This window comes from Pseudomonas sp. GW821-FHT03A09 (assembly GCF_059421065.1).
In genome coordinates this window covers 274,901-296,457 of the sequence record NZ_JBWKUX010000003.1, presented here as the reverse complement: position 1 = coordinate 296,457, position 21,557 = coordinate 274,901, and the positions used below count along the sequence as shown (strand labels likewise).

General features: G+C 60.9%; 21 protein-coding genes. 10 read left to right on the top strand and 11 right to left on the bottom strand.

The window, feature by feature from the left end:
• Positions 1–103: 103 nt before the first annotated feature.
• The 4 genes from AC07V4_RS06620 to AC07V4_RS06605 all read right to left on the bottom strand — a co-directional run bounded on the left by AC07V4_RS06620 (position 104) and on the right by AC07V4_RS06605 (position 3,735).
• The gene (locus tag AC07V4_RS06620) at positions 104–1,483 is read right to left on the bottom strand and encodes an LLM class flavin-dependent oxidoreductase (RefSeq protein ID WP_492635494.1); all 1,380 of its coding nucleotides are present in this window, start codon (positions 1,481–1,483) and stop codon (positions 104–106) included.
• Positions 1,483–1,809: an acyl-CoA dehydrogenase gene (locus tag AC07V4_RS06615; protein ID WP_492635495.1), complete on the bottom strand. Its 327-nt coding sequence runs from the start codon at positions 1,807–1,809 to the stop codon at positions 1,483–1,485. The genes AC07V4_RS06620 and AC07V4_RS06615 overlap by 1 nt, the downstream gene beginning before the upstream one ends.
• Positions 1,810–1,820: 11 nt before the next feature.
• A complete protein-coding gene (locus tag AC07V4_RS06610; protein ID WP_492635496.1) occupies positions 1,821–3,017 on the bottom strand; it encodes an SfnB family sulfur acquisition oxidoreductase in 1,197 nt (398 codons plus the stop codon).
• Between the two features lie 154 nt (positions 3,018–3,171).
• Positions 3,172–3,735: a helix-turn-helix domain-containing protein gene (locus tag AC07V4_RS06605; RefSeq protein ID WP_431753020.1), complete on the bottom strand. Its 564-nt coding sequence runs from the start codon at positions 3,733–3,735 to the stop codon at positions 3,172–3,174.
• A 92-nt stretch (positions 3,736–3,827) separates the two neighbouring features.
• Between AC07V4_RS06605 and AC07V4_RS06600 the strand changes: the two genes are divergently transcribed.
• The 7 genes from AC07V4_RS06600 (at position 3,828) to AC07V4_RS06570 (ending at position 11,040) form a co-directional block, all read left to right on the top strand.
• Positions 3,828–4,757 carry a DMT family transporter gene (locus AC07V4_RS06600; RefSeq protein WP_492635497.1) on the top strand — a complete coding sequence of 310 codons (930 nt, stop codon included), beginning with the start codon at positions 3,828–3,830 and terminating at the stop codon, positions 4,755–4,757.
• Between the two features lie 243 nt (positions 4,758–5,000).
• Positions 5,001–7,922, top strand: coding sequence for a monovalent cation/H+ antiporter subunit A (locus AC07V4_RS06595; RefSeq protein ID WP_492635498.1), 2,922 nt, complete (start codon positions 5,001–5,003; stop codon positions 7,920–7,922).
• On the top strand, positions 7,922–8,266 hold the full coding sequence (locus tag AC07V4_RS06590; protein ID WP_003192163.1) for a Na+/H+ antiporter subunit C: 345 nt from the start codon (positions 7,922–7,924) through the stop codon (positions 8,264–8,266). Before AC07V4_RS06595 ends, AC07V4_RS06590 begins: the two co-directional genes overlap by 1 nt.
• Positions 8,263–9,945: a monovalent cation/H+ antiporter subunit D gene (locus AC07V4_RS06585; RefSeq protein ID WP_492635499.1), complete on the top strand. Its 1,683-nt coding sequence runs from the start codon at positions 8,263–8,265 to the stop codon at positions 9,943–9,945. The genes AC07V4_RS06590 and AC07V4_RS06585 overlap by 4 nt, the downstream gene beginning before the upstream one ends.
• Complete coding sequence (locus AC07V4_RS06580) at positions 9,942–10,430, top strand: Na+/H+ antiporter subunit E (RefSeq protein ID WP_492635500.1); 489 nt, start codon at positions 9,942–9,944, stop codon at positions 10,428–10,430. Before AC07V4_RS06585 ends, AC07V4_RS06580 begins: the two co-directional genes overlap by 4 nt.
• The gene (locus tag AC07V4_RS06575; RefSeq protein ID WP_492635501.1) at positions 10,427–10,705 is read left to right on the top strand and encodes a K+/H+ antiporter subunit F; all 279 of its coding nucleotides are present in this window, start codon (positions 10,427–10,429) and stop codon (positions 10,703–10,705) included. The genes AC07V4_RS06580 and AC07V4_RS06575 overlap by 4 nt, the downstream gene beginning before the upstream one ends.
• Positions 10,702–11,040: a Na+/H+ antiporter subunit G gene (locus tag AC07V4_RS06570; RefSeq protein ID WP_492635502.1), complete on the top strand. Its 339-nt coding sequence runs from the start codon at positions 10,702–10,704 to the stop codon at positions 11,038–11,040. The genes AC07V4_RS06575 and AC07V4_RS06570 overlap by 4 nt, the downstream gene beginning before the upstream one ends.
• Positions 11,041–11,167: 127 nt before the next feature.
• On the opposite strand, the gene AC07V4_RS06565 is transcribed toward AC07V4_RS06570, so the two are convergent.
• On the bottom strand, positions 11,168–11,626 hold the full coding sequence (locus AC07V4_RS06565; RefSeq protein WP_492635503.1) for an HIT family protein: 459 nt from the start codon (positions 11,624–11,626) through the stop codon (positions 11,168–11,170).
• A gap of 104 nt (positions 11,627–11,730) precedes the next feature.
• Here AC07V4_RS06565 and AC07V4_RS06560 point away from each other — a divergent pair, with 104 nt between their 5' ends.
• Complete coding sequence (locus AC07V4_RS06560) at positions 11,731–12,108, top strand: hypothetical protein (RefSeq protein ID WP_492635504.1); 378 nt, start codon at positions 11,731–11,733, stop codon at positions 12,106–12,108.
• Here the strand turns inward: AC07V4_RS06560 and cysS are convergent.
• Entirely contained in the window at positions 12,099–13,487 is a 1,389-nt protein-coding gene (gene cysS, locus AC07V4_RS06555) for a cysteine--tRNA ligase (RefSeq protein WP_492635505.1), read from the bottom strand. The two genes, AC07V4_RS06560 and cysS, sit on opposite strands and share 10 nt — an antisense overlap.
• Before the next feature lie 19 nt (positions 13,488–13,506).
• Complete coding sequence (locus AC07V4_RS06550; protein WP_492635506.1) at positions 13,507–15,207, bottom strand: glutamine--tRNA ligase/YqeY domain fusion protein; 1,701 nt, start codon at positions 15,205–15,207, stop codon at positions 13,507–13,509.
• 249 nt (positions 15,208–15,456) lie between these two features.
• On the opposite strand from AC07V4_RS06550, the gene AC07V4_RS06545 reads away from it, so the two are divergent.
• Both AC07V4_RS06545 and lpxH read left to right on the top strand, forming a co-directional pair.
• Positions 15,457–15,960 (top strand): peptidylprolyl isomerase, encoded by a 504-nt coding sequence (locus AC07V4_RS06545; protein WP_233891269.1) that lies wholly within the window; start codon positions 15,457–15,459, stop codon positions 15,958–15,960.
• A complete protein-coding gene (lpxH, locus tag AC07V4_RS06540) occupies positions 15,957–16,706 on the top strand; it encodes a UDP-2,3-diacylglucosamine diphosphatase (RefSeq protein ID WP_492635507.1) in 750 nt (249 codons plus the stop codon). The genes AC07V4_RS06545 and lpxH overlap by 4 nt, the downstream gene beginning before the upstream one ends.
• 129 nt (positions 16,707–16,835) lie before the next feature.
• On the opposite strand, the gene AC07V4_RS06535 is transcribed toward lpxH, so the two are convergent.
• Genes AC07V4_RS06535 through AC07V4_RS06520 form a run of 4 tightly spaced genes read right to left on the bottom strand, consistent with a single transcriptional unit; the run spans position 16,836 to position 21,501 of the window.
• On the bottom strand, positions 16,836–18,365 hold the full coding sequence (locus tag AC07V4_RS06535; RefSeq protein ID WP_492635508.1) for a DHA2 family efflux MFS transporter permease subunit: 1,530 nt from the start codon (positions 18,363–18,365) through the stop codon (positions 16,836–16,838).
• Positions 18,365–19,564 (bottom strand): HlyD family secretion protein, encoded by a 1,200-nt coding sequence (locus tag AC07V4_RS06530; RefSeq protein WP_492635509.1) that lies wholly within the window; start codon positions 19,562–19,564, stop codon positions 18,365–18,367. Before AC07V4_RS06530 ends, AC07V4_RS06535 begins: the two co-directional genes overlap by 1 nt.
• Positions 19,565–19,579: 15 nt before the next feature.
• Entirely contained in the window at positions 19,580–21,031 is a 1,452-nt protein-coding gene (locus AC07V4_RS06525) for an efflux transporter outer membrane subunit (protein ID WP_492635510.1), read from the bottom strand.
• Positions 21,028–21,501 carry a MarR family winged helix-turn-helix transcriptional regulator gene (locus AC07V4_RS06520; protein WP_431752761.1) on the bottom strand — a complete coding sequence of 158 codons (474 nt, stop codon included), beginning with the start codon at positions 21,499–21,501 and terminating at the stop codon, positions 21,028–21,030. Before AC07V4_RS06520 ends, AC07V4_RS06525 begins: the two co-directional genes overlap by 4 nt.
• Between the last annotated feature and the right edge of the window lie 56 nt (positions 21,502–21,557).

Genomic DNA, 21,557 nt, shown 5'->3' with positions numbered 1-21,557 from the left:
GGAGCTGGCTTGCCTGCGATAGCGGTAGGTCAGCTGGCTTATAAGTGGCTGATACACCGCTATCGCAGGCAAGCCAGCTCCCACATTGACCGAGGTGTTTCAGTTACAGGGTGGTAGCCTTCAGGTCGCGGTAGCTCGCGCCGGGGTGGTCCGCACCCAGCCGCGCCCCATCACCAAACAACTTCTCGCGCAACGTACCCTGGGCGTATTCGGTCTTGTACACGCCCCGCTTCTGCAACTCCGGCACCAGCAGGTCCACCGCGTCGATGAAAGTCTCGTGGGTCAGTGCATAGGCCAGGTTGAAGCCGTCCACATCGGTCTCTTCCACCCACTCCTGCAACAGGTCTGCCACGGTTTCCGGGCCGCCGACGAACAATGGGCCAAAGCCACCGATGCCGACCCAGTCGGCCAATTCGTTGGGCGTCCAGACTTTGTTCGGATCGGCCGTGGAGAAGGCTTCCACCGCCGACTGGATGGCGTTGGTGTGCACATGCTTGAGCGGCTCATCGGGCTTGAACTGACTGAAGTCGATGCCAGTCCAGCCGGAGATCAGCGCCATCGCGCCTTCATAGCTGACGTAGGATTTGTACTCGTCGAACTTGGCTTTGGCCTTCGCATCGGTCTCGCCGACGATCACCGTCTGCAAATTGAAAATCAGGATTTTCCTCGGATCACGCCCGGCCTCGGCAGCGCGGCGGCGGATGTCGGCGACGGTCTTTTTCAGCAGCACCTTGGACGGCGCAGCGACGAACACGCACTCGGCCTGTTCGGCGGCGAACTGTTTACCACGACTGGATGCGCCAGCCTGATACAGCACTGGCGTACGCTGCGGCGATGGTTCGCACAAGTGAATACCGGGCACCTGGAAGTGTTTGCCGACGTGGCGGATCTCGTGAATTTTGCTCGGGTCGCTGAAGATCCGGCGTTCGCGATCACGCAACACCGCCCCCTCCTCCCAACTGCCCTCCCAGAGTTTGTAGCAGACCTCCAGGTATTCCTCGGCATAGTCGTAACGCGCATCGTGTTCGGTCTGGGCTTTCTGGCCGAGGTTCTTCGCGCCGCTTTCCAGGTAGGAGGTGACGATGTTCCAGCCGATGCGGCCCTTGGTCAGATGATCGAGGGTTGAAAGGCGTCGGGCGAAGGGATACGGGTGTTCAAAGGACAGCGAGGCGGTCAGGCCGAAACCCAGGTGTTCGGTGACCAGCGCCATCGGCGCGATCAGTGACAGTGGGTCGTTGACCGGCACCTGGGCCGCCTGGCGAATGGCCGCGTCGCCGTTGCCGTTGTACACGTCATAGATACCCAGCACGTCGGCGATGAACAAGCCGTCGAACTTGCCACGCTCAAGGATCTTGGCGAGGTCAGTCCAATACTCCAGGTCCTTGTACTGCCACGAGCGGTCCCGCGGGTGCGCCCACAGGCCGGGAGATTGGTGGCCCACGCAGTTCATGTCGAAGGCATTCAGGCGGATTTCACGGGACATCAAAGCACTCCGTTAAGGTGGTAGTTGCCGACAATCTGGTACTTCCAGCGCAGGGGATCATCGAGTGTCGACGGCAAGGCGGTGCGTTGGCCGGTCAGTTCGAATTCGGCGTTGCTCGCGGCGATGAGGGCTTCGGCGGCGGCGATCTGCGCTTCAGTGGCGGCCACCGGGCTCGGGTGGGTTTCGGCACGTTCCAGCAAAGCGGCGGCCACGTCGACGCGGATCTGCAAATCGCCGAAGCGGCTGATCACGTAAGGGTCATCACTTTTCTCGACATGGCGACGGGTGCCATCCAACAGTTGTCGCGCAAGGCTCAATGCGGTCATGGTTAAGCTCCTCAGTTCCAGGCGTGGCGCGCAGGTTTCACGCCGTTGAGCACGAAGTTGCCGATCAAGTGATATTTCCAGCGGGCCGGGTCGTGCAGGGTGTGGGTGCGGGCGTTACGCCAGAAGCGGTCAAGGTTGTGCTTGCCGGTGACCGAGCGAGTGCCGGCCAGTTCGAAGAGTTTGCTGCTGGCGAGCAAGGCGGTTTCGGCGGACAGGACCTTGGCTTGGGCGACTATTAATGAGGCATTGGCCACGGTGTCTTCATTCGGTTCAGCCAATGCCAGGTCAACCGCTTTACCGGCTTTGGCGAGGATGGCTTCGGTGCCGTGCACACGCCATTGCAGGTCGCCGATGGCGGCAATGGTGAACGGGTCTTGCCAGCCGTGATCCTGCTGGCTGTCGATCCAGGGGCGCGCCTGGCGTGCGTAGATCTTGGCCTGCTCAAGGGCACCGAGGGCAATACCGGTATCGACGGCAGCCTGGATGATCTGCGAAATCGGGCCGTTGGCGGTGGGTTGATCGAAGGCCTGGTGGGCGGGAATCACCGCACTCAAAGGCACGGTCACACCGTCGAGGATCACGCCGCCGCTGGCGGTGGTGCGCTGGCCGAAACCGTCCCAACTGTCGACCACGCTCAGGCCCGGCGCATCGCGTTCGACGAAGGCAATAAACGCCTGGCCGTTTTCGTTGTTGCCGACGGTGGGTACCAAATGGGCAAATAGCGCACCGGTGCAGTAGAACTTTTCACCGTTGATGCGCGCGGTGTCGCCGTGAAAGCGGATCTGGGTGTCAAAGGTGCCGGCGTTTTTGCTCTTTGCTTCGGAGAAGGCATTGCCGAAGCGATAGCCTTGGAGAACTTTGCCGAAGTAGTACTGTTTTTGTTGTTCCGTGGCGGTTTGCAGCAGGATGTCCACCACGCCCAGATGGTTCTGCGGAATCTGCCCCAGGGAAGGATCGGCGGCGGAGATCAACTTGATGACCTCGGCCACCGTCACATAGGACACCTCAGCGCCGCCATAGGCTTTAGGAATGGTGATGCCCCACAAACCGCTGGCGGAGAACTCGTCAAGTTCTGCCACCGGCAGGCGCCGCTCACGGTCACGCGCGCTGGCGTCGACGGCGAAGCGCGCGGCGAGGCCCGTGGCAACTTCGATGGCTTCCGCGTCCGAACGGATGATATGGGCAGGGTGTTGAGGGTGGGCTGACATGGGCCGACTCCAGGCTCCGAGGGGATACTGGAGTGATTGCAGGAGTCGTGCCTGAATTTAATCGTCAATAAAATCAGCGAATTGCTGATGAATCAGCGCTGTAGAGCGTGGTTCAAACCAGCAAAGTGTCCAGACACTGTTGCCTGGCGAACAGTTAGATCACCACGGTACGCACGAAGCACACCGCCACGTCGCCATCATTGCGATAACCGTGGGATTGGCGGCTGGCGAACATGTAGAACTCACCCGCAGCGACGTGCTTTTCTTCGTCGTCGAGGATCAGGGTCAGTGCACCTTCATACACGAACAATTGCACGCTCCAGCCTTCCGGATCGGGTTCAGGGCTGTAGCGATCACCGGGCTCCAGGCGCATTTCCCACAACTCCACTTCGCGCCGGGCGTTGGCCTTGGCCAGCAACACCGCCTTACTACCGGGAATATCACCGGCCCAGGCCAGCTCGTTGATACGGCTGTGGTCACCCGCATCCGGCGCCTGGATCAGGTCGCTGAACGCCACATCCAACGCTTCAGCGACTCGGTCCAGCGTGGACAGGCTGACGTTCTTCTCCCCTGCCTCGATCGCCACCAGCATGCGCCGACTGACTCCGGACTTTTCCGAGAGCGCGGTCTGGCTCATGTCGGCGGCATGGCGCAGGCGACGAACGTTCTGGCTGACGTGTTGCAGGACCGAGGCCCGTTGTGGATTTTCTTTGTGCACTATATTGCTCATGGAGTGGGTGTGCGCAGTATACTGCCCAGCGTGCGGCGCATTGTGCGGTCCGTACCTTTCCCTTGCAAGACCGAGCTGCCATGACCACCCCGAACGCTACCCCACGTTTCAACCGTTTTAGCAAAGCCGAATGCATCCTGGTGGTGATCACCATGATCTGGGGCGGCACCTTCTTGCTGGTGCAGCACGCCATGACCGTCAGCGGGCCGATGTTTTTCGTGGGCCTGCGGTTTGCGGCGGCGGCCATCGTGGTCGGGTTCTTCTCTCTGCGCACGCTGCGCGGCCTGACCCTGTTCGAATTGAAGGCCGGCGCCTTCATCGGCACGTCGATCATGTTCGGCTACGGCATGCAAACCATCGGCCTGCAGACGATCCCAAGCAGTCAATCAGCGTTCATCACGGCGCTGTATGTGCCATGTGTGCCGCTGTTGCAGTGGCTGGTGCTGGGACGCCGCCCCGGGCTGATGCCGAGCATTGGCATCATGCTCGCGTTTACCGGGTTGATGTTGCTGACAGGCCCGGCCGGTGCTTCGCTCAACTTCAGCCCCGGCGAGATCGCCACATTGATCTGCGCAATCGCAGTGGCCGCAGAGATCATCCTCATCGGCGCCTATGCCGGACAGGTGGATGTGCGTCGGGTCACCGTCGTGCAACTGGCCACGGCGTCGCTGTTGTCGTTCCTGATGGTCGTGCCGATGGGCGAGCCGCTGCCGGGCTTCTCTTGGTTGCTTCTTTTTAGCGCGGTGGGCCTGGGCTTGACCAGTGCGGTGATCCAGGTGGCGATGAACTGGGCGCAGCAGAGTGTTTCGCCTACCCGCGCCACGTTGATTTATGCCGGTGAGCCGGTGTGGGCCGGGGTGATCGGGCGGATAGCGGGTGAACGTTTTCCGCCGATTGCGATGCTGGGGGCGGCGTTGATCGTGGTGGCGGTGATTGTGAGTGAGTTGAAGACCAAGGGGCAGAAGGCGTTGGCGCAGGAAGAAGAGCTGGAGCAAGAGCGACAGGGGTAAGACCCAACTCGGTCAAGTGTGGGAGCGGGCTTGCCCGCGAAAGCAGTGGATCAGCCAACACCTATGTTGGATGTCAGTCTGTATTCGCGAGCAAGCCCGCTCCCACACGTGAAGGTGACGCCTGAAAACAATGCTAAATGGGCATTTTCGACTTACCTTGTAGGATCCTGCCACATCTTGCCGTTTGGTGATCGTGAAAGCGGCACGTATGATGCATCCCAAACTCCCGCAGATTAGAAGCCTATGTCCCTGATAGTTCTACTGCTTCTGCCGTTTCTTGGCAGCTGTCTGGCGGCCTTGCTGCCGCACAATGCACGTAACACCGAATCCCTGTTGGCCGGCCTTGTGGCCCTGGTTGGCACCATTCAAGTCGCCCTGCTCTACCCCCAGATCGCCCACGGTGGCGTGATCCGCGAAGAATTCATGTGGTTGCCCAGCCTGGGCCTGAACTTCGTGTTGCGCATGGACGGGTTTGCCTGGTTGTTCTCGTTGCTAGTGCTGGGCATCGGCACGCTGGTGTCGTTGTATGCGCGCTACTACATGTCGCCGGATGACCCGGTGCCGCGTTTCTTTGCGTTTTTCCTGGCGTTCATGGGGGCCATGCTCGGCCTGGTGATCTCCGGCAACCTGATCCAGATCGTGTTCTTCTGGGAACTGACCAGCCTGTTCTCGTTCCTGTTGATCGGCTACTGGCACCACCGTGCCGATGCGCGACGCGGCGCGTACATGGCCCTGATGGTCACCGGTGCGGGCGGCCTGTGCCTGCTGGCGGGCGTGATGCTGCTGGGGCACATCGTCGGCAGCTATGACCTGGACCAGGTGTTGGCGGCGGGCGATCAGATTCGCGCGCATTCGCTGTACCCGGTCATGCTGGCCTTGGTGCTGGTCGGCGCCTTGAGCAAAAGTGCGCAGTTCCCGTTCCACTTCTGGCTGCCCCACGCGATGGCGGCACCAACGCCGGTTTCGGCCTATCTGCATTCGGCGACGATGGTGAAGGCCGGCGTGTTCCTGCTGGCCCGCCTGTGGCCGTCGCTGTCCGGCAGCGAAGAATGGTTCTATATCGTCGGCGGTGCCGGCGCCCTCACCCTCCTCCTCGGCGCTTACTGCGCCATCTTTCAGAACGATCTCAAGGGTCTGCTGGCCTACTCCACGATCAGCCACCTCGGCCTGATCACCTTGCTGCTGGGCCTCAACAGCCCGTTGGCCGCCGTCGCCGCAGTGTTCCACATCCTCAACCACGCCACATTCAAGGCCTCGCTGTTCATGGCGGCGGGCATCATTGACCACGAAAGTGGCACCCGTGACATTCGCAAGCTCAGTGGCCTGGTCCGATTGATTCCCTTCACCGCGACCCTGGCCATGGTTGCCAGTGCTGCCATGGCCGGCGTGCCGCTACTCAACGGATTCCTGTCCAAAGAGATGTTCTTCGCCGAAACCGTGTTTATCTCCTCGACCGCCTGGGTGGAGTTCGCCCTGCCGGTGATTGCGACCATCGCGGGTACGTTCAGCGTGGTCTATGCGTTGCGCTTCACCATTGATGTGTTCTTCGGGCCTACCGCGACCAACCTGCCGCACACGCCCCACGAGCCGCCACGCTGGATGCGTGCACCGGTTGAGCTGCTGGTGTTCACGTGCCTGCTGGTGGGGATTTTCCCGGCCCAGGTGGTCGGTTCGATCCTCGCCGCTGCCGCCCTGCCTGTCGTGGGCGGCGTGCTGCCGCAATACAGCCTGGCGATCTGGCACGGCTGGAATGCGCCGATGATCATGAGCCTGGTGGCCATGTCCGCTGGCGTGGTGCTCTACCTGCTGTTGCGCAAGCAACTCAAGCGTGGCCGCTTCAAGTACCCGCCCATCATCAGTTACTTCAACGGCAAGCGTGGCTTCGAACGCTGCCTGGTGGTGATGATGCGCGGCGTACGCAAGCTCGAAAAATACATCAGCACCAAGCGCCTGCAGACCCAGTTGTTCCTGCTGGTGCTGGTGGCGGTCATCGGCGGCATGATCCCGATGCTCAACAGTGGCATCAGTTGGGGCGACCGGCCGAAGATCCCGGGTTCCATCGTGTTCGTCACCCTGTGGCTGCTGGCAATCGCCTGTGCCCTGGGCGCCGCCTGGCAAGCCAAGTACCACCGGTTGGCGGCACTGACCATGGTCAGCGTGTGCGGCATGGTGACCTGCATCACTTTCGTGTGGTTCTCGGCCCCGGACCTGGCGCTGACACAACTGGTTGTCGAGGTCGTCACGACGGTGCTGATCCTGCTCGGCCTGCGCTGGCTGCCACGGCGGATCGAAGAAGTGTCGCCACTCCCCAGTTCGCTGCCCAAGGCACGTATCCGTCGCCTGCGGGACTTCCTGCTGTCCACCGTGGTGGGTGGTGGCATGGCGCTGCTGTCCTACGCGATGTTGACGCGCCAGACGCCCAACCATATTTCCTCGTTCTACCTCAGTCGCGCCCTGCCCGAAGGCGGCGGCAGCAATGTGGTGAATGTGATGCTGGTGGACTTCCGGGGCTTCGACACCCTGGGTGAAATCACCGTGCTCGGCGCCGTGGCGTTGACGGTGTATGCCCTGCTGCGCCGCTTCCGCCCGTCAAAAGAGAGCATGGAATTACCGCCTCAACAGCGCCAGTTGGCGCCGGACGTGGCCACCGACCTGGTCAACCCGCGCCAGGCCAGCGACACCGCCCTGGGCTTCATGATGGTGCCGGCGGTGTTGGTGCGACTGCTGCTGCCGATTGCGCTGGTGGTGTCGTTCTACCTGTTCATGCGCGGCCACAACCAACCAGGCGGTGGTTTTGTCGCCGGCTTGGTGATGTCGGTGGCGTTTATCCTGCAATACATGGTCGCCGGCACGCAGTGGGTCGAGGCGCAGATGAGTCTGCGGCCGATGCGCTGGATGGGCTTCGGCCTGCTCGCGGCAACCCTGACCGGGCTCGGCGCGCTGTTTGCCGGTTACCCGTTCCTCACCACCCATACCTGGCATATCAGCCTGCCGGTGCTGGGCGACATTCACGTGGCCAGCGCCTTGTTCTTCGACGTTGGCGTCTACGCCATGGTCGTCGGTTCCACGCTGCTGATGCTCACCGCCCTCGGTCACCAATCCGTGCGGGCCCATAAACCGAGCAACCAACCCAAAGTGGTTGCCGCAACGGAAGGAGCCGCCTGATGGAAGAAGTCATCGCAATTGCCATTGGGGTCCTCGCGGCCTCCGGCGTCTGGCTGATCCTGCGGCCACGGACATTCCAGGTGGTGATGGGCCTGTGCCTGTTGTCGTATGGCGTCAACCTGTTCATTTTCAGCATGGGCAGCCTGTTCATCGGCAAGGAACCGATCATCAAGGACGGCGTGCCGCAAGACCTGCTCAACTACACCGACCCCCTGCCCCAGGCGCTGGTACTCACGGCCATCGTGATCAGCTTCGCCATGACCGCGTTGTTCCTGGTGGTGTTGCTGGCGTCCCGGGGCCTGACCGGCACCGACCATGTGGACGGCCGGGAGCCCAAGGAATGACGTGGATGAACCAACTGATCATCGCGCCGATCCTGCTGCCGTTGCTGACCGCCGCGCTGATGCTGATGCTCGGCGAAAAACGCCGCCCCCTGAAAGCCAAGATCAACCTGGTCTCCAGCATGATCGGCCTGGGTATCGCGATCCTGCTGTTGTACTGGACACAAAAAGGCGGCCCCGGCTCGATTGGCGTGTACCTGTCGGGCAACTGGGAAGTGCCGTTCGGTATCGTGCTGGTGGTGGATCAACTGTCGGCACTGATGATGGTGCTCACCGGAATCATCGGCGTCTGTGCACTGCTGTTCGCCATGGCCCGCTGGGACCGTGCGGGCACCAGTTTCCATGCCCTGTTCCAGGTGCAGTTGATGGGTTTGTACGGTGCGTTCCTCACCGCTGACCTGTTCAACCTATTCGTGTTTTTCGAGGTGCTGCTGGCGGCGTCCTACGGCTTGATGCTGCACGGCTCGGGCCGGGCGCGGGTGTCGGCAGGGCTGCATTACATTGCGATCAACCTGCTGGCCTCGTCGCTGTTCCTGATTGGCGCAGCGATGATCTACGGCGTCACCGGCACCCTGAACTTTGCCGACCTGGCCTTGAAGATCCCGCTGGTGCCGGAAGCGGATCGCGGTTGGTTGCACGCTGGCGCGGCGATTCTGGCCACTGCATTCCTGGCCAAGGCCGGCATGTGGCCGCTGAACTTCTGGCTGGCCCCCGCTTATTCTTCGGCGAGTGCACCGGTGGCGGCGATGTTCGCGATCATGACCAAGGTCGGTGTGTACACCGTGCTGCGTCTGTGGACCTTACTGTTCTCCGGCCAGGCCGGTGCGTCTGCGCTATTTGGTGGGGATTGGCTGGTGTATGGCGGCATGGCGACCATCATCTGCGCCGGACTGGCGATGGTGGCAGCGCAGCGCTTGGAGCGTATGGCCAGCCTGAGCATTCTGGTGTCGGCGGGGATTTTGCTCTCGTCCGTCGGCTTCGCCCAGCCGAGCCTGACCGCAGGCGCGCTGTTCTACCTGGTCAGCTCGACGCTGGCATTGAGTGCGCTGTTCCTGCTGGCCGAGTTGATCGAGCGTTCACGCTCGGCCAACGACTTGCCTCTGGATGAAGAAATCGATGCGCTGCCTAAAGCCATGGAGTCCCTGCATCCGCGCCCTGGCGTAAACCTCGATGATGAGCAACAGGCTGTGGTGGGCCAGGTGATTCCGTGGACCATGGCGTTCCTGGGCTTGAGCTTTATCGCCTGCGCCCTGTTGATCATCGGCATGCCGCCGTTGTCCGGGTTTATCGGCAAGCTCAGTTTGCTGAGTGCGCTGGTCAACCCGCTGGGCTTGGGCGTCAGCGTCGACGAGCCGATCCGTCCTGCCGCCTGGGGCCTTGTGGCGCTGCTGATCCTCTCCGGCCTGGCCTCGCTGATCGCCTTCGCTCGCCTGGGCATCCAGCGCTTCTGGACCCCGGAAGAGCGCCCCTCGCCGCTGCTGCGTCGCTACGAATGCGTGCCGATCTTCTTCCTGCTGGGCTTGAGCATCCTGCTGACCTTCAAGGCCGAACCGCTGATGCGCTACACGCAAGACACCGCTGTCAGCCTGAACAACCCAGAACACTACGTGATGGCGGTGATGGCGACACGCCCCGTGCCAAGCCCCGAAGCCAAGGCTGCTGCGCTGGAGGTGCAACCATGAAGCGCCTGTTCCCTGCCCCGTGGTTATCGTTGGCGTTGTGGCTGTTGTGGCTGGTGCTGAACCTGTCCATCAGTCCCGGCAACCTGCTGCTGGGCGCGCTGCTGGGCTTTCTTGCGCCGCTGATGATGGCACCGCTGCGGCCGCTGCCGATCCGTATTCGCCGCCCTGGGGTGATCATTCGACTGTTCTTCCTGGTAGGCCGCGATGTGATCATCTCCAACCTGCAAGTGGCATGGGGCGTGTTGATCTGCGGTTCACGCCCACCGCGTTCGCGCTTCATCAAGATTCCCCTGGACCTGCGCGACCCTAACGGTCTTGCCGCGCTGTCGATGATCACCACCGTGGTGCCCGGCACCATCTGGTCGGAATTGGCGCTGGACCGCAGCATCCTGCTCTTGCACGTGTTTGATCTTGAGGATGAAGCGCCCTTCATCGAGCACTTCAAGACCACCTACGAACGGCCCCTGATGGAGATCTTCGAATGAGCACCCTGCTCTCCAATGCGACCCAGTTCAGCCTGTTCCTGTTCTCCCTGGCCATGGTGCTGACGTTGGTACGCCTGTTCAAAGGCCCGTCCGCACAAGACCGGGTACTGGCGCTGGATTACCTGTACATCCTGGCGATGCTGATGATGCTGGTGCTGGGCATTCGTTATGCCAGTGACACCTACTTTGAAGCGGCGCTGCTGATTGCGCTGTTCGGTTTTGTAGGCTCGTTTGCCCTGGCGAAATTCCTGCTGCGTGGCGAGGTGATTGAATGATGCCGTTATGGGTAGAAGTGATCGTGGCAGTGCTGCTGGTGCTGAGCAGCGCGTTTGCACTGATTGGTGCGATTGGGCTGCTGCGCATGAAGGACTTCTTCCAGCGCATGCACCCGCCGGCACTGGCCTCGACGCTGGGGGCATGGTGTGTAGCGTTGGCGTCGATTATCTATTTTTCGGTGCTCAAGTCCGGGCCGGTGTTGCACGGGTGGTTGATACCGGTCTTGTTGTCGATCACGGTGCCGGTGACCACGTTGTTGCTGGCGCGTACTGCGCTGTTCCGCAAGCGCATGGCCGGTGATGATGTGCCGGCCGAGGTCAGCAGCCGTCGCTGACGCCTGATGTGAACACGGTCGAAAATGTGGGAGCTGGCTTGCCTGCGATAGCGGTGGATCAGCCAACCTCTTCGGTGACTGACACGCCCTCATCGCAGGCAAGCCAGCTCCCACATGTTGATTGGTGCTAGGCGAAGGATCGGATTCGTGCCGCCAACTTCGCCAACTCGTCATCATCCGCCCGCACATGATCATGGGATGAGATATAGCCTTCATACGCCTCGAAGAACTTGTCCACCTTCGAACTCAGCGGCTTGAACGCACTGTCCGACCCCGTCCCATGCATGGGAAACAACTTCGCGTGCAGGTGATCCACCCCATACCCTTCCAGCATCATCCCCGTGCGTGCCACATCGGCAAACGCCCGGTCGATCAGCAGTGCGGTCTTCTTAGTTGCCACAATAAGCTCCGCCAGCACTTCATCCGCCTGCGCAAACGCATAGCTGCCGTAATGCTGCTTGGGGATCACCACGCTGAAACCCGGGGTGTTGGGGAAGATCGAGAGGAAGGCCATGTGCTGGTCGTCTTCCCACAGGATGTGGGCTGGGGCGGTTTTGCGGACAATGCTGCAGAAAATACAATCCATTTTAGTCGCTGCCATTTCAGTCGTGGGTTGGGTCGTGGCGACTATCTAAAGCCAGGATTGGGCAGGCGTCAAAACAAATGAAAATATCTCTGAAGGAACAGACCATGGGCCGTCGCAACCGCTCCATCGGCAAAGCCGTCGGGATACTGCGAATGGTGCCCGACGACATGCGCCGCTACGCCGCCAAGACCATTGGCAAGCTGGTGATCATGGGGTGTTTGAATATGAGTGGGTGGATTATGTACGCCGCGCAGCCTCTTGCGGTGTTGAGCGGGCACGGTAAAAAATGTGGGAGCTGGCTTGTCGGGCCTCGCATCGCTGCAATAGCGGTACATCAGCCAGCATTTTCGGTGATTGGCACTCCGTCATCGCAGGCAAGCCAGCTCCCACAGTGGATAGAGTGGACCGTTAAAACGGTGTGCAAAAAAACGCCCCGAACCAGTCGGGGCGTTTTTCATTCAGCGTTTGCCGATCAAGCCTGATCAGCCAACCGCCACGTCGTCCCACCCTTCCCGTCTTCCAACACCACACCCATTGCGGTCAGTTGGTCACGGAGACGGTCGGATTCCGCCCAGTCCTTATTGGTACGCGCAGTCAGACGTGCCTGGATCAGCGCATCAACCTCGGCCGCATCCACACGCCCTTCAGCGCCGGCTTGCAGGAAATCCTCAGGCTTCATTTGCAGAACCCCGAGCACGCTGGCCAGTTCTTTCAAGCGTGCCGCCAGACCCGCCGCTGCATCAAGATCGCTCTCACGCAGGCGGTTGATCTCACGCACCATCTCGAACAGCACCGCACACGCTTCCGGGGTGCCGAAGTCGTCGTTCATGACTTGGGTGAAACGCTCGACGAACGCTTCGCCGCCGGCTGGGGCAACCACTGGCAAGCCTTTCAACGCATGGTAGAAACGCTCCAGGGCGCCCTTGGCGTCCTTGAGGTTGTCTTCCGAGTAGTTGATGGCGCTGCGGTAGTGGCTGGACACCAGCAGGTAACGCACAACCTCAGGATGGTACTTTTCCAGCACGTCACGAATGGTGAAGAAGTTGTTCAAGGACTTGGACATCTTCTCGCCATTGATGCGGATCATGCCGCAGTGCATCCAGGCGTTGGCGTAGGTTTTGCCGGTGGCGGCTTCACTTTGGGCGATTTCGTTTTCGTGGTGCGGGAACTCGAGGTCACTGCCGCCACCATGAATGTCGAAGGTCTCGCCCAGGCAGCAGGTGGACATCACCGAGCATTCGATATGCCAGCCCGGACGGCCCGCGCCCCATGGCGATTCCCAGCTCGGCTCGCCCGGTTTGGTGGCTTTCCACAATACGAAGTCCAGTGGGTCTTGCTTGGCTTCATCCACTTCGATACGTGCGCCGATGCGCAGGTCTTCGATTTTCTTGCGCGACAGCTTGCCGTAGCCCATGAACTTGGCGACGCGGTAGTACACGTCGCCATTGCCCGGGGCGTAGGCGTAACCCTTGTCGATCAGGGTCTGGATCATCGCGTGCATGCCAGGGATGTGGTCCGTGGCACGCGGCTCCATGTCCGGTTTGAGGATGTTGAGGCGGGCCTCGTCCTCGTGCATCGCGGCGATCATGCGCTCGGTCAGCGCATCGAACGACTCGCCATTTTCGTTGGCGCGGTTGATGATCTTGTCGTCGATGTCCGTGATGTTGCGCACGTACGTCAAGTCATAACCGCTGAAACGCAACCAGCGGGTCACCAGGTCGAAGGCAACCATGCTGCGGCCGTGGCCGATGTGGCAGTAGTCGTACACGGTCATGCCGCACACGTACATGCGCACCTTATTGCCGTCCAGCGGCTTGAAGACTTCTTTGGTCTTGCTGAGCGTGTTGTAGATCGTTAGCACGATGAATCCCTTGACTTAATCACTGGCCCCACGAATCTCGCAAGGTCACGGTACGGTTGAATACCGGAGCACCTGGTTTCGAGTCCTTGATATCCGCGCAGAAGTAACCTTCGCGCTCGAACTGGAAACGGTCTTCCGGCTGTGCGTCGCCCAACGAAGGTTCGGCACGACAACCTGTGAGAACTTGCAGGGAGTCAGGGTTGATGTTGTCGAGGAAACTTGCGCTGTCTTCGGCCTTTTCTGGGTTCGGCGAACGGAACAGGCGATCGTACAGACGCACTTCGCACTCGATGCTGGCAGCCGCTGGTACCCAGTGGATCACGCCCTTGACCTTGCGACCTTCCGGGTTCTTGCCCAGGGTGTCCGGATCGTAGGAGCAGCGCAGTTCGACGATGTTGCCATCGGCGTCCTTGATCGCTTCGTCGGCACGGATCACGTAGCTGCCGCGCAGGCGCACTTCGCCGTTCGGCTCCAGGCGCTTGTAGCCTTTTGGCGGTTCTTCCATGAAGTCATCGCGGTCGATGTAGATTTCACGGGCGAACGGCAGCTTGCGCACGCCGAGTTCTTCTTTCTGCGGATGACGCGGCAGTTCGAGGTTGTCGACCTGGTCTTCCGGGTAGTTGGTGATCACGACCTTCAACGGACGCAACACGCACATGGCGCGTGGTGCGTTGGCGTCCAGGTCCTGGCGGATGCTGAATTCGAGCATGCCGAAGTCGACCACGCCGTCGGAACGGTTGGTACCGACCATGTCGCAGAAGTTGCGGATCGACGCAGGCGTGTAGCCGCGACGACGGAAGCCCGACAGCGTGGACATGCGTGGGTCATCCCAGCCGTGCACGTGCTTTTCATCCACCAGTTGCTTGAGCTTGCGCTTGCTGGTGATGGTGTAGTTCAGGTTCAGGCGGCTGAATTCGTACTGGCGCGGCTGTGCAGGCACCGGCAGATGCTCCAGGAACCATTCATACAGCGGGCGATGGCTTTCGAATTCCAGGGTGCAGATGGAGTGCGTGATGCCTTCGATGGCATCCGACTGACCGTGGGTGAAGTCGTAGTTCGGGTAGATGCACCACTTGTCACCGGTCTGGTGGTGATGGGCATGACGGATGCGGTACATGATCGGGTCGCGCAGGTTCATGTTCGGCGAGGCCATGTCGATCTTGGCGCGCAACACGCGAGCACCGTCCGGGAACTCACCGGCGCGCATGCGGGCGAACCAGTCCAGGTTCTCTTCCACCGAACGGTCGCGGAATGGGCTGTTCTTGCCTGGCTCGGTCAGGGTGCCACGGTATTCCTTGGCCTGTTCCGGGCTCAGGTCGTCGACGTAGGCCTTGCCGGCCTTGATCAGCTCGACGGCCCAGTCGTGCAACTGGTCGAAGTATTGCGAGGCATAGCGCACTTCACCGGACCATTCGAAGCCCAGCCACTTCACGTCGCTTTCGATGGCGTCGATGTATTCCTGGTCTTCCTTGGCCGGGTTGGTGTCGTCGAAACGCAGGTGCGTGACGCCACCGAACTCCTGGGCCAGGCCGAAGTTCACACAGATCGACTTGGCGTGACCAATGTGCAGGTAGCCGTTGGGCTCTGGCGGGAAGCGGGTGACGATCTGCGTGTGCTTGCCCGAATCCAGGTCCGCCTGGATGATCGGGCGCAGGAAATTGACCGGGACGGCAGGTCCAGCCTTGGAATTCGAGGTAGGGTCGACAGTGGGCTTGCTCATAGGATCCTTGAACAGACAGGTACGTGGCCGGATGGGGCCAGATAAAACAAAGCCGTTATCATAGCTGATGCTGTCAAGTCGCTGACAGAGTACGGCCGAAAACTGCTGCAATTAATGCACCGGCGGTAAAAAACCACCTCGAAATTCCTGCAGGTCACGCTAAACTGCGCGCCTTGGCTGTCATTTAGCCAAACCGGTCACGGCGCTCCCGGCGTCCATACCCACGAATTCCTTGAAAGAGAAACGACCATGACTCAAGTCAAACTGACCACCAACCACGGTGACATCGTCATCGAGCTGAACGCCGAGAAAGCGCCGATCACCGTCGCCAACTTCATCGAATACGTTAAGGCCGGTCACTACGAAAACACGGTTTTCCACCGTGTGATCGGTAACTTCATGATCCAGGGCGGCGGTTTCGAGCCTGGCATGAAAGAAAAGAAAGACAAGCGTCCAAGCATCCAGAACGAAGCGGACAACGGCCTTTCCAACGACAAGTACACCGTCGCCATGGCCCGTACCATGGAGCCGCATTCGGCCTCCGCACAGTTCTTCATCAACGTCGCCGACAACGCCTTCCTGAACCACAGCGGCAAGAACGTGCAGGGTTGGGGCTACGCGGTATTCGGTAAAGTGACCGAAGGCCAGGACGTCGTTGACAAGATCAAAGGCGTGCAGACCACCGGTAAAGCCGGTCACCAGGACGTTCCGGTAGAAGACGTTATCGTCGAGAAAGCCGAGATCGTTGGGTGATATTGCTGATTTCAGATTTGCATCTGGAAGAGGAGCGCCCGGACATTACCCGGGCGTTTCTGGATCTGCTCCAAGGCCGCGCCCGTGGCGCCCAGGCGTTGTACATTCTGGGGGACTTCTTTGAAGCCTGGATTGGCGACGATGGGATGACCCCCTTCCAGCGTTCCATCTGCGAGGCTCTGCGTGAGCTGAGCGACAGCGGCACCCCGATTTTCATCATGCATGGCAACCGCGATTTCCTGATCGGCAAGGCGTTCTGCAAAGCAGCAGGTGCCACCTTGCTCAAGGACCCGAGTGTCGTGCAGTTTTATGGCGAGCCGGTGCTATTGATGCACGGTGACAGCCTCTGCACCCGCGACGTCGGCTACATGAAGCTGCGGCGCACTCTGCGCAACCCGATTGTGCTGTTTATCCTGCGTCATCTGCCCCTGAGTGCCCGGCACAAGCTGGCGCGCAAGCTGCGCAGCGAAAGCCGTGCGCAGACGCGCATGAAGGCCAACGACATTGTTGATGTCACGCCCGAAGAAGTGCCGCGCGTGATGCAGCAGTTTGGCGTGCGTACCCTGGTCCACGGCCATACCCACCGTCCCGCCATTCATAAGCTGCAGATTGGTGATCAGGCGGCCAAGCGCATTGTGCTGGGGGATTGGGACAAGCAGGGATGGGCGCTGCAGGTGGATGAGCAAGGGTTTCAGCTGGCGGCGTTTGATTTTGTGAACCCGCAACTGGCATTGCCCGGAGCCTAAACCTCAGCCTCAACACCAATCAAAATGTGGGAGCTGGCTTGCCTGCGATGCAGACACCTCGGTGTATCAGATATACCGAGGTGATCCAATCGCAGGCAAGCCAGCTCCCACATTGATTGAGTACATCCGCTAGTGGCCGCTGGCCGCAGGCCCCGCCTTGGCGGTAAACGGTGGTTTGGCCAGCCACACCAGCAGAATCAAGCCCATGAACATCCACCCCAGCAACGTGAAGTAATCCACGGTGGACATCATGTATGCCTGACTGGTGAGGATCTGGTCCAACTGGGTGTAAGCCTTCTGCCCTGCCCCACCCAATGCACTCAGGGCATCACGGGTCGCCGAGTCGTAGGTGGTCATGTTTTCGCTCATGTACGCATGGTGCTGGTCCGCCCGGCGAATCCAGATCCAGGTGGTCAACGAGGCCGCGAAGCTGCCGCCCAGGGTACGCAGGAAGGTCGCAAGCCCGGCGCCATCGGCAATCTGATGCGGCGGCAGGTCGGACATCAGGATGCTCAAGGTCGGCATGAAGAACAGCGCTACACCGATGCCCATGAACAGCTGCACCAGGGCGATGTGCTGGAAGTCCACTTCATTGGTAAAACCCGCGCGCATGAAGCAGCTCAAGCCAATCGCCAGGAACGCCAGGCCGGCCAGCAGGCGCAGGTCGAACTTGTGCGCGTACTTGCCCACGAACGGCGACATCAACACCGGCAGAATCCCGATCGGCGCTACCGCCAGGCCGGCCCAGGTCGCGGTGTAGCCCATCTGGGTCTGTAGCCATTGCGGCAGGATCAGGTTGATGCCAAAGAAGCCTGCATAACCCAGGATCAACACGATGGTGCCGATGCGGAAGTTGCGGTAGGCGAACAGCCGCAGGTTGACCACCGGGTGTTTGTCGGTCATTTCCCAGATCACGAACACCGCCAGGGCAATTGCCGAAATCACGGCGCCCATGATGATGAAGTTGGATTCGAACCAGTCCAGGTCGTTGCCCTTGTCGAGGATGATCTGCAAGGCGCCGACGCCGACAATCAGGCTCAGCAACCCGACGTAGTCCATTGGCTGATGACTGGTGACCACCGGGCGCTTCTTCAACTGCGAACGCACCACCATCACCGCAAAGATGCCGATGGGTACGTTAATGAAGAAGATCCACGGCCAGCTGTAGCTGTCGGTGATCCATCCGCCGAGGATCGGCCCGGCAATCGGCGCGACCACCGTGACCATCGCCAGCAGCGCCAGAGCCATGCCCCGCCTCGCCGGCGGGTACACCGCGATCAGCAGCGTCTGGGTCATCGGGTACAACGGCCCCGCCACCAAGCCTTGCAGCACCCGGAAGCCGATCAGCTCAGGCATCGAGGTAGACACACCGCACAGAAACGACGCCAGTACGAACAGGATCGTCGCCCACAAAAACAGCTTCACCTCGCCGAAGCGCCGGCTCAACCAGCCGGTGAGCGGCAGGGCAATCGCGTTGCTCACCGCAAACGAGGTGATGACCCAGGTACCCTGCTCCGAACTCACGCCGAGGTTGCCGGAAATGGTCGGCAACGCCACGTTGGCGATGGTGGTGTCGAGCACCTGCATAAAGGTCGCCAGCGACAGGCCAATAGTGGCCATCAACAGGCTGGGTGGCGTGAAGGAGGCGTTATTGCTCATTAGCGTTGCACAGCCTTGGGTGCGGCGAGGCTGTTGTCATGGATCAACTGCGTGATCATGGCGTCGGCTTCGGCCAATTGGCGGTCATACACACTGGTGGTGAACGAGGCTTTTTGCGGCGCCTGTTGCGCCAGCACCGGGCCGCTCTGGTCGTGCAGGTCCACATTGACCAGGGTGCTCAAGCCCACACGCAGCGGGTTCTTGGCCAGCTCCTCGGCGTTGACGTGGATGCGTACCGGTACTCGTTGCACGATCTTGATCCAGTTGCCCGTGGCGTTCTGTGCCGGCAACAGGGCGAACGCGCTGCCAGTGCCGGCGCCGAGGCTGTCGACGGTGCCGCTGAACTTCACGTCGCTGCCGTAGATGTCCGCTTCGATATCCACCGGCTGCCCGATGCGCATATTACGCAGCTGGGTTTCCTTGAAGTTGGCGTCGATCCACAGCTGGTCCAGGGGGATCACGGCCATCAACGCTGTGCCCGGCTGCACGCGTTGGCCTAGTTGCACGGTACGTTTGGCCACGTAGCCAGTAACCGGCGCGATCAGGGTGCTGCGCGCGTTGGTCAGATAGGCTTGGCGCAGTTGCGCGGCGGCGGCCTGCACGTCTGGATGAGACGAAATCACGGTGTCATCCACCAACGCGTTGGTGGTTTTCAGTTGCTGCTCAAGGTTGGTCAGGGCGTTTTTCGCTGCGGTCAGGCTGTCACGGGCGTGGGACAGTTCTTCCTGGGAAATCGCCCCGCCCTGGGCCAGGGTTCTACGACGGTTAAAGTTGTCCTGGGCAGTTTGCACGTCGGCTTTCTGCGCATTGACCTGAGCTTTCATTCCGTCGACGTTACTGTACAAACCACGCACCTGACGCACAGTACGGGCCAGGTTGGCCTGGGCACTTTGCAGGCCGACGGCGGCGTCGTTCGGGTCGAAGTTGACCAGCACCTGGCCTTCATGGACCAGATCGCCATCGTCGGCGCCGATGCTGACCACGGTGCCGGTGACCAATGGGGTGATTTCCACCACGTTGCCGTTCACATAAGCGTCATCGGTGCTTTCGCTGAAGCGGCCGTAGAACTCATACCAGCCCCACACGCCCACGGCGCCGAGGATGACGATGAGTGTCAGGAGCAACAGCATCACCTTGCGTTTGCGTGGGTTGCTGTCGTTCGCTTGTTCGTTTGCGTTGTTGCTGTCGGCAGTGGCCATGACAAATACCTCAAATTATTCCGTGCGTGTGGCTGGGGCGGTCGCGGCCACGCTGTTGGCGTTGAACCCGCCACCCAGGGCCTGCATCAATTGAATCGACAGATCGATTTGCGCGGCATTCAGCGTCGCCAACTGACGCTGGGCTTGCAGCAGTTGCTGCTCGATGCTGAGCACGTCCAGGTAGTTACCGATCCCGGAGCTGTAGCGTTGCACGCCAGTATCAAAGGACTGCTTGGCAATATCCGCGGCGTGTTGCTGGGCCTGGATCTGCCGACCGGTGTCGCGTAGCTGGGACAGCGTGTTGCCAATATCACCCAAGGCTTGCACCAGGGTTTTGTTGTACTGGGCCACCGCCAGGTCGTAATCGGCATCGCGGGCATCGAGGTCGGCACGCAGGCGGCCGCCATCGAAGATCGGCAATGAGATTGTCGGCGCAATGCTGAAGAAGCGGCTGGCCGAACCAAACATCGCATCCCCCAGCAACGACTCGGCCCCGGCGCTCGCGCTCAGGTTGAGGTTGGGGTAGAAGCGGGTCTTGCTTGCGTCGATATTTTTGCTCGCCGCCTCTACGCGCCAGCGCGCAGCGATCAGATCCGGGCGACGGCCCAGCAGTTCGGCCGGCAACACCGATGGCACGGCCACGGCGCTGGGTTTCAACACATTCGGACGAGTCAGCTCATTGCCACGATCGGGACCTTTGCCGAGCAAGACGGCCAGGGCGATCTTGGCGCTTTGCAGTTGCTTTTCCGCATCGATCAGTTGCGACTGGGAGCTGGCTTCCAGGCTTTCGGTCTGCTGGTACTGGTACTCGCTGTCGATGCCCGAGCTCAGGCGGCGCTTGCTCAGGTCGAGCATCTGGCGGGTGCGCTTGAGGTCATCATTGGCCAGGTCACGCACGATATGGGCCTGGCCCAAGTCGCTGTAAGCCTTGGCCACGTTGGCGGCCAGGGTCAGGCGTGCGGCTTGCTGGTCGACTTCGGCGGCACGGGCCTGGCCCAACGCAGCTTCCCAGGCGGCGCGCTGGCCACCCCAGAGATCGAAGTTGTAGTTGAAACCGGCACTGATGTTACGCACGGTGGCGTAGGCATCGCCCTGCCCTCGCGGGTCCTGATCCTTGGCCAGGCGTGAGCGGCTGATGCCGGCGCTGGCATCCAGGGTCGGCATGCGCGCAGCGTCGGCGGCAAAGGCGGCGGCTTCGGCCTGGTGGGCACGGGCGCTGGCCACTTGCATGTCGGGGCTGTTTTGCAGGGCCTCGTGGATCAGGCCGTCGAGTTGGGGATCGCCGAGGCTTTTCCACCAGTCGGCGGCGGGCCATGCGGCGATCGACAGGGTGACGCCGCTCAACGACTTGCCGGTTTGCAAGGTGTTGGCGTCCAGGCGTTTGCCCTGGGTGTCGAGGCCGCTGTAGTTAGCGCAACCGGCCAGGGTCATCGCCACCAGCACCAGGCTGAGTGCGCGCGTGTTCATTGATCACCTACCCGCTGGATGACGATGGCGTCACCGGCAGCTACCAGAATTTTCTTGAGGATTCGTTCCAGGGTTTGCAACTCGCCAGGCTCCAGGGAGCCGGCCAGTTCGTTCATCGACTGGGCGCCGATGTACGGCAGCATGTCCGCCAGGCGCTGGCCATCGTCCGTGAGCACCAGTTGCACCTGGCGCCGATCCTGTTCGGAACGTTTGCGCGCCAGCAGGCCCTTCTGCTCCAAGCGATCAAGCATGCGAGTCATGGAGCCGCTGTCCAGGGACAGGTTGCGACACAGCTCGGCCGGGGTATCGACATCGAATTGGGCAATGATGATCAACACCTTGAACTGCGCGGCGGTCACGCCATGGGGTTCCATGTGGGTGTCGATAATGCGGTCTTTGAGCAGCGCGGCTCGGCCAAGCAGGAGACCGAGGTGACAGTTGCGAAAACTGTCAGGGGTGAAGTGGGCCATCGAAAGTCACCTTATTACTGCCTAGGCAGTGAATGTATGACAAGATGTTACTGCTT

What these genes read in the sequence shown, in the direction of transcription:
- AC07V4_RS06535 (WP_492635508.1), bottom strand. Translation starts at nt 18,365, where the DNA reads ATGAGCAATAACGCCTCCTTCACGCCACCCAGCCTGTTGATGGCCACT.
- AC07V4_RS06595 (WP_492635498.1), top strand. Translation starts at nt 5,001, where the DNA reads ATGTCCCTGATAGTTCTACTGCTTCTGCCGTTTCTTGGCAGCTGTCTG.
- AC07V4_RS06590 (WP_003192163.1), top strand. Translation starts at nt 7,922, where the DNA reads ATGGAAGAAGTCATCGCAATTGCCATTGGGGTCCTCGCGGCCTCCGGC.
- AC07V4_RS06610 (WP_492635496.1), bottom strand. Translation starts at nt 3,017, where the DNA reads ATGTCAGCCCACCCTCAACACCCTGCCCATATCATCCGTTCGGACGCG.
- AC07V4_RS06530 (WP_492635509.1), bottom strand. Translation starts at nt 19,564, where the DNA reads ATGGCCACTGCCGACAGCAACAACGCAAACGAACAAGCGAACGACAGC.
- AC07V4_RS06560 (WP_492635504.1), top strand. Translation starts at nt 11,731, where the DNA reads ATGGGCCGTCGCAACCGCTCCATCGGCAAAGCCGTCGGGATACTGCGA.
- AC07V4_RS06525 (WP_492635510.1), bottom strand. Translation starts at nt 21,031, where the DNA reads ATGAACACGCGCGCACTCAGCCTGGTGCTGGTGGCGATGACCCTGGCC.
- AC07V4_RS06570 (WP_492635502.1), top strand. Translation starts at nt 10,702, where the DNA reads ATGATGCCGTTATGGGTAGAAGTGATCGTGGCAGTGCTGCTGGTGCTG.
- AC07V4_RS06600 (WP_492635497.1), top strand. Translation starts at nt 3,828, where the DNA reads ATGACCACCCCGAACGCTACCCCACGTTTCAACCGTTTTAGCAAAGCC.
- AC07V4_RS06585 (WP_492635499.1), top strand. Translation starts at nt 8,263, where the DNA reads ATGACGTGGATGAACCAACTGATCATCGCGCCGATCCTGCTGCCGTTG.
- AC07V4_RS06575 (WP_492635501.1), top strand. Translation starts at nt 10,427, where the DNA reads ATGAGCACCCTGCTCTCCAATGCGACCCAGTTCAGCCTGTTCCTGTTC.
- AC07V4_RS06580 (WP_492635500.1), top strand. Translation starts at nt 9,942, where the DNA reads ATGAAGCGCCTGTTCCCTGCCCCGTGGTTATCGTTGGCGTTGTGGCTG.
- AC07V4_RS06615 (WP_492635495.1), bottom strand. Translation starts at nt 1,809, where the DNA reads ATGACCGCATTGAGCCTTGCGCGACAACTGTTGGATGGCACCCGTCGC.
- AC07V4_RS06550 (WP_492635506.1), bottom strand. Translation starts at nt 15,207, where the DNA reads ATGAGCAAGCCCACTGTCGACCCTACCTCGAATTCCAAGGCTGGACCT.
- AC07V4_RS06520 (WP_431752761.1), bottom strand. Translation starts at nt 21,501, where the DNA reads ATGGCCCACTTCACCCCTGACAGTTTTCGCAACTGTCACCTCGGTCTC.
- AC07V4_RS06565 (WP_492635503.1), bottom strand. Translation starts at nt 11,626, where the DNA reads ATGGATTGTATTTTCTGCAGCATTGTCCGCAAAACCGCCCCAGCCCAC.
- AC07V4_RS06620 (WP_492635494.1), bottom strand. Translation starts at nt 1,483, where the DNA reads ATGTCCCGTGAAATCCGCCTGAATGCCTTCGACATGAACTGCGTGGGC.
- AC07V4_RS06545 (WP_233891269.1), top strand. Translation starts at nt 15,457, where the DNA reads ATGACTCAAGTCAAACTGACCACCAACCACGGTGACATCGTCATCGAG.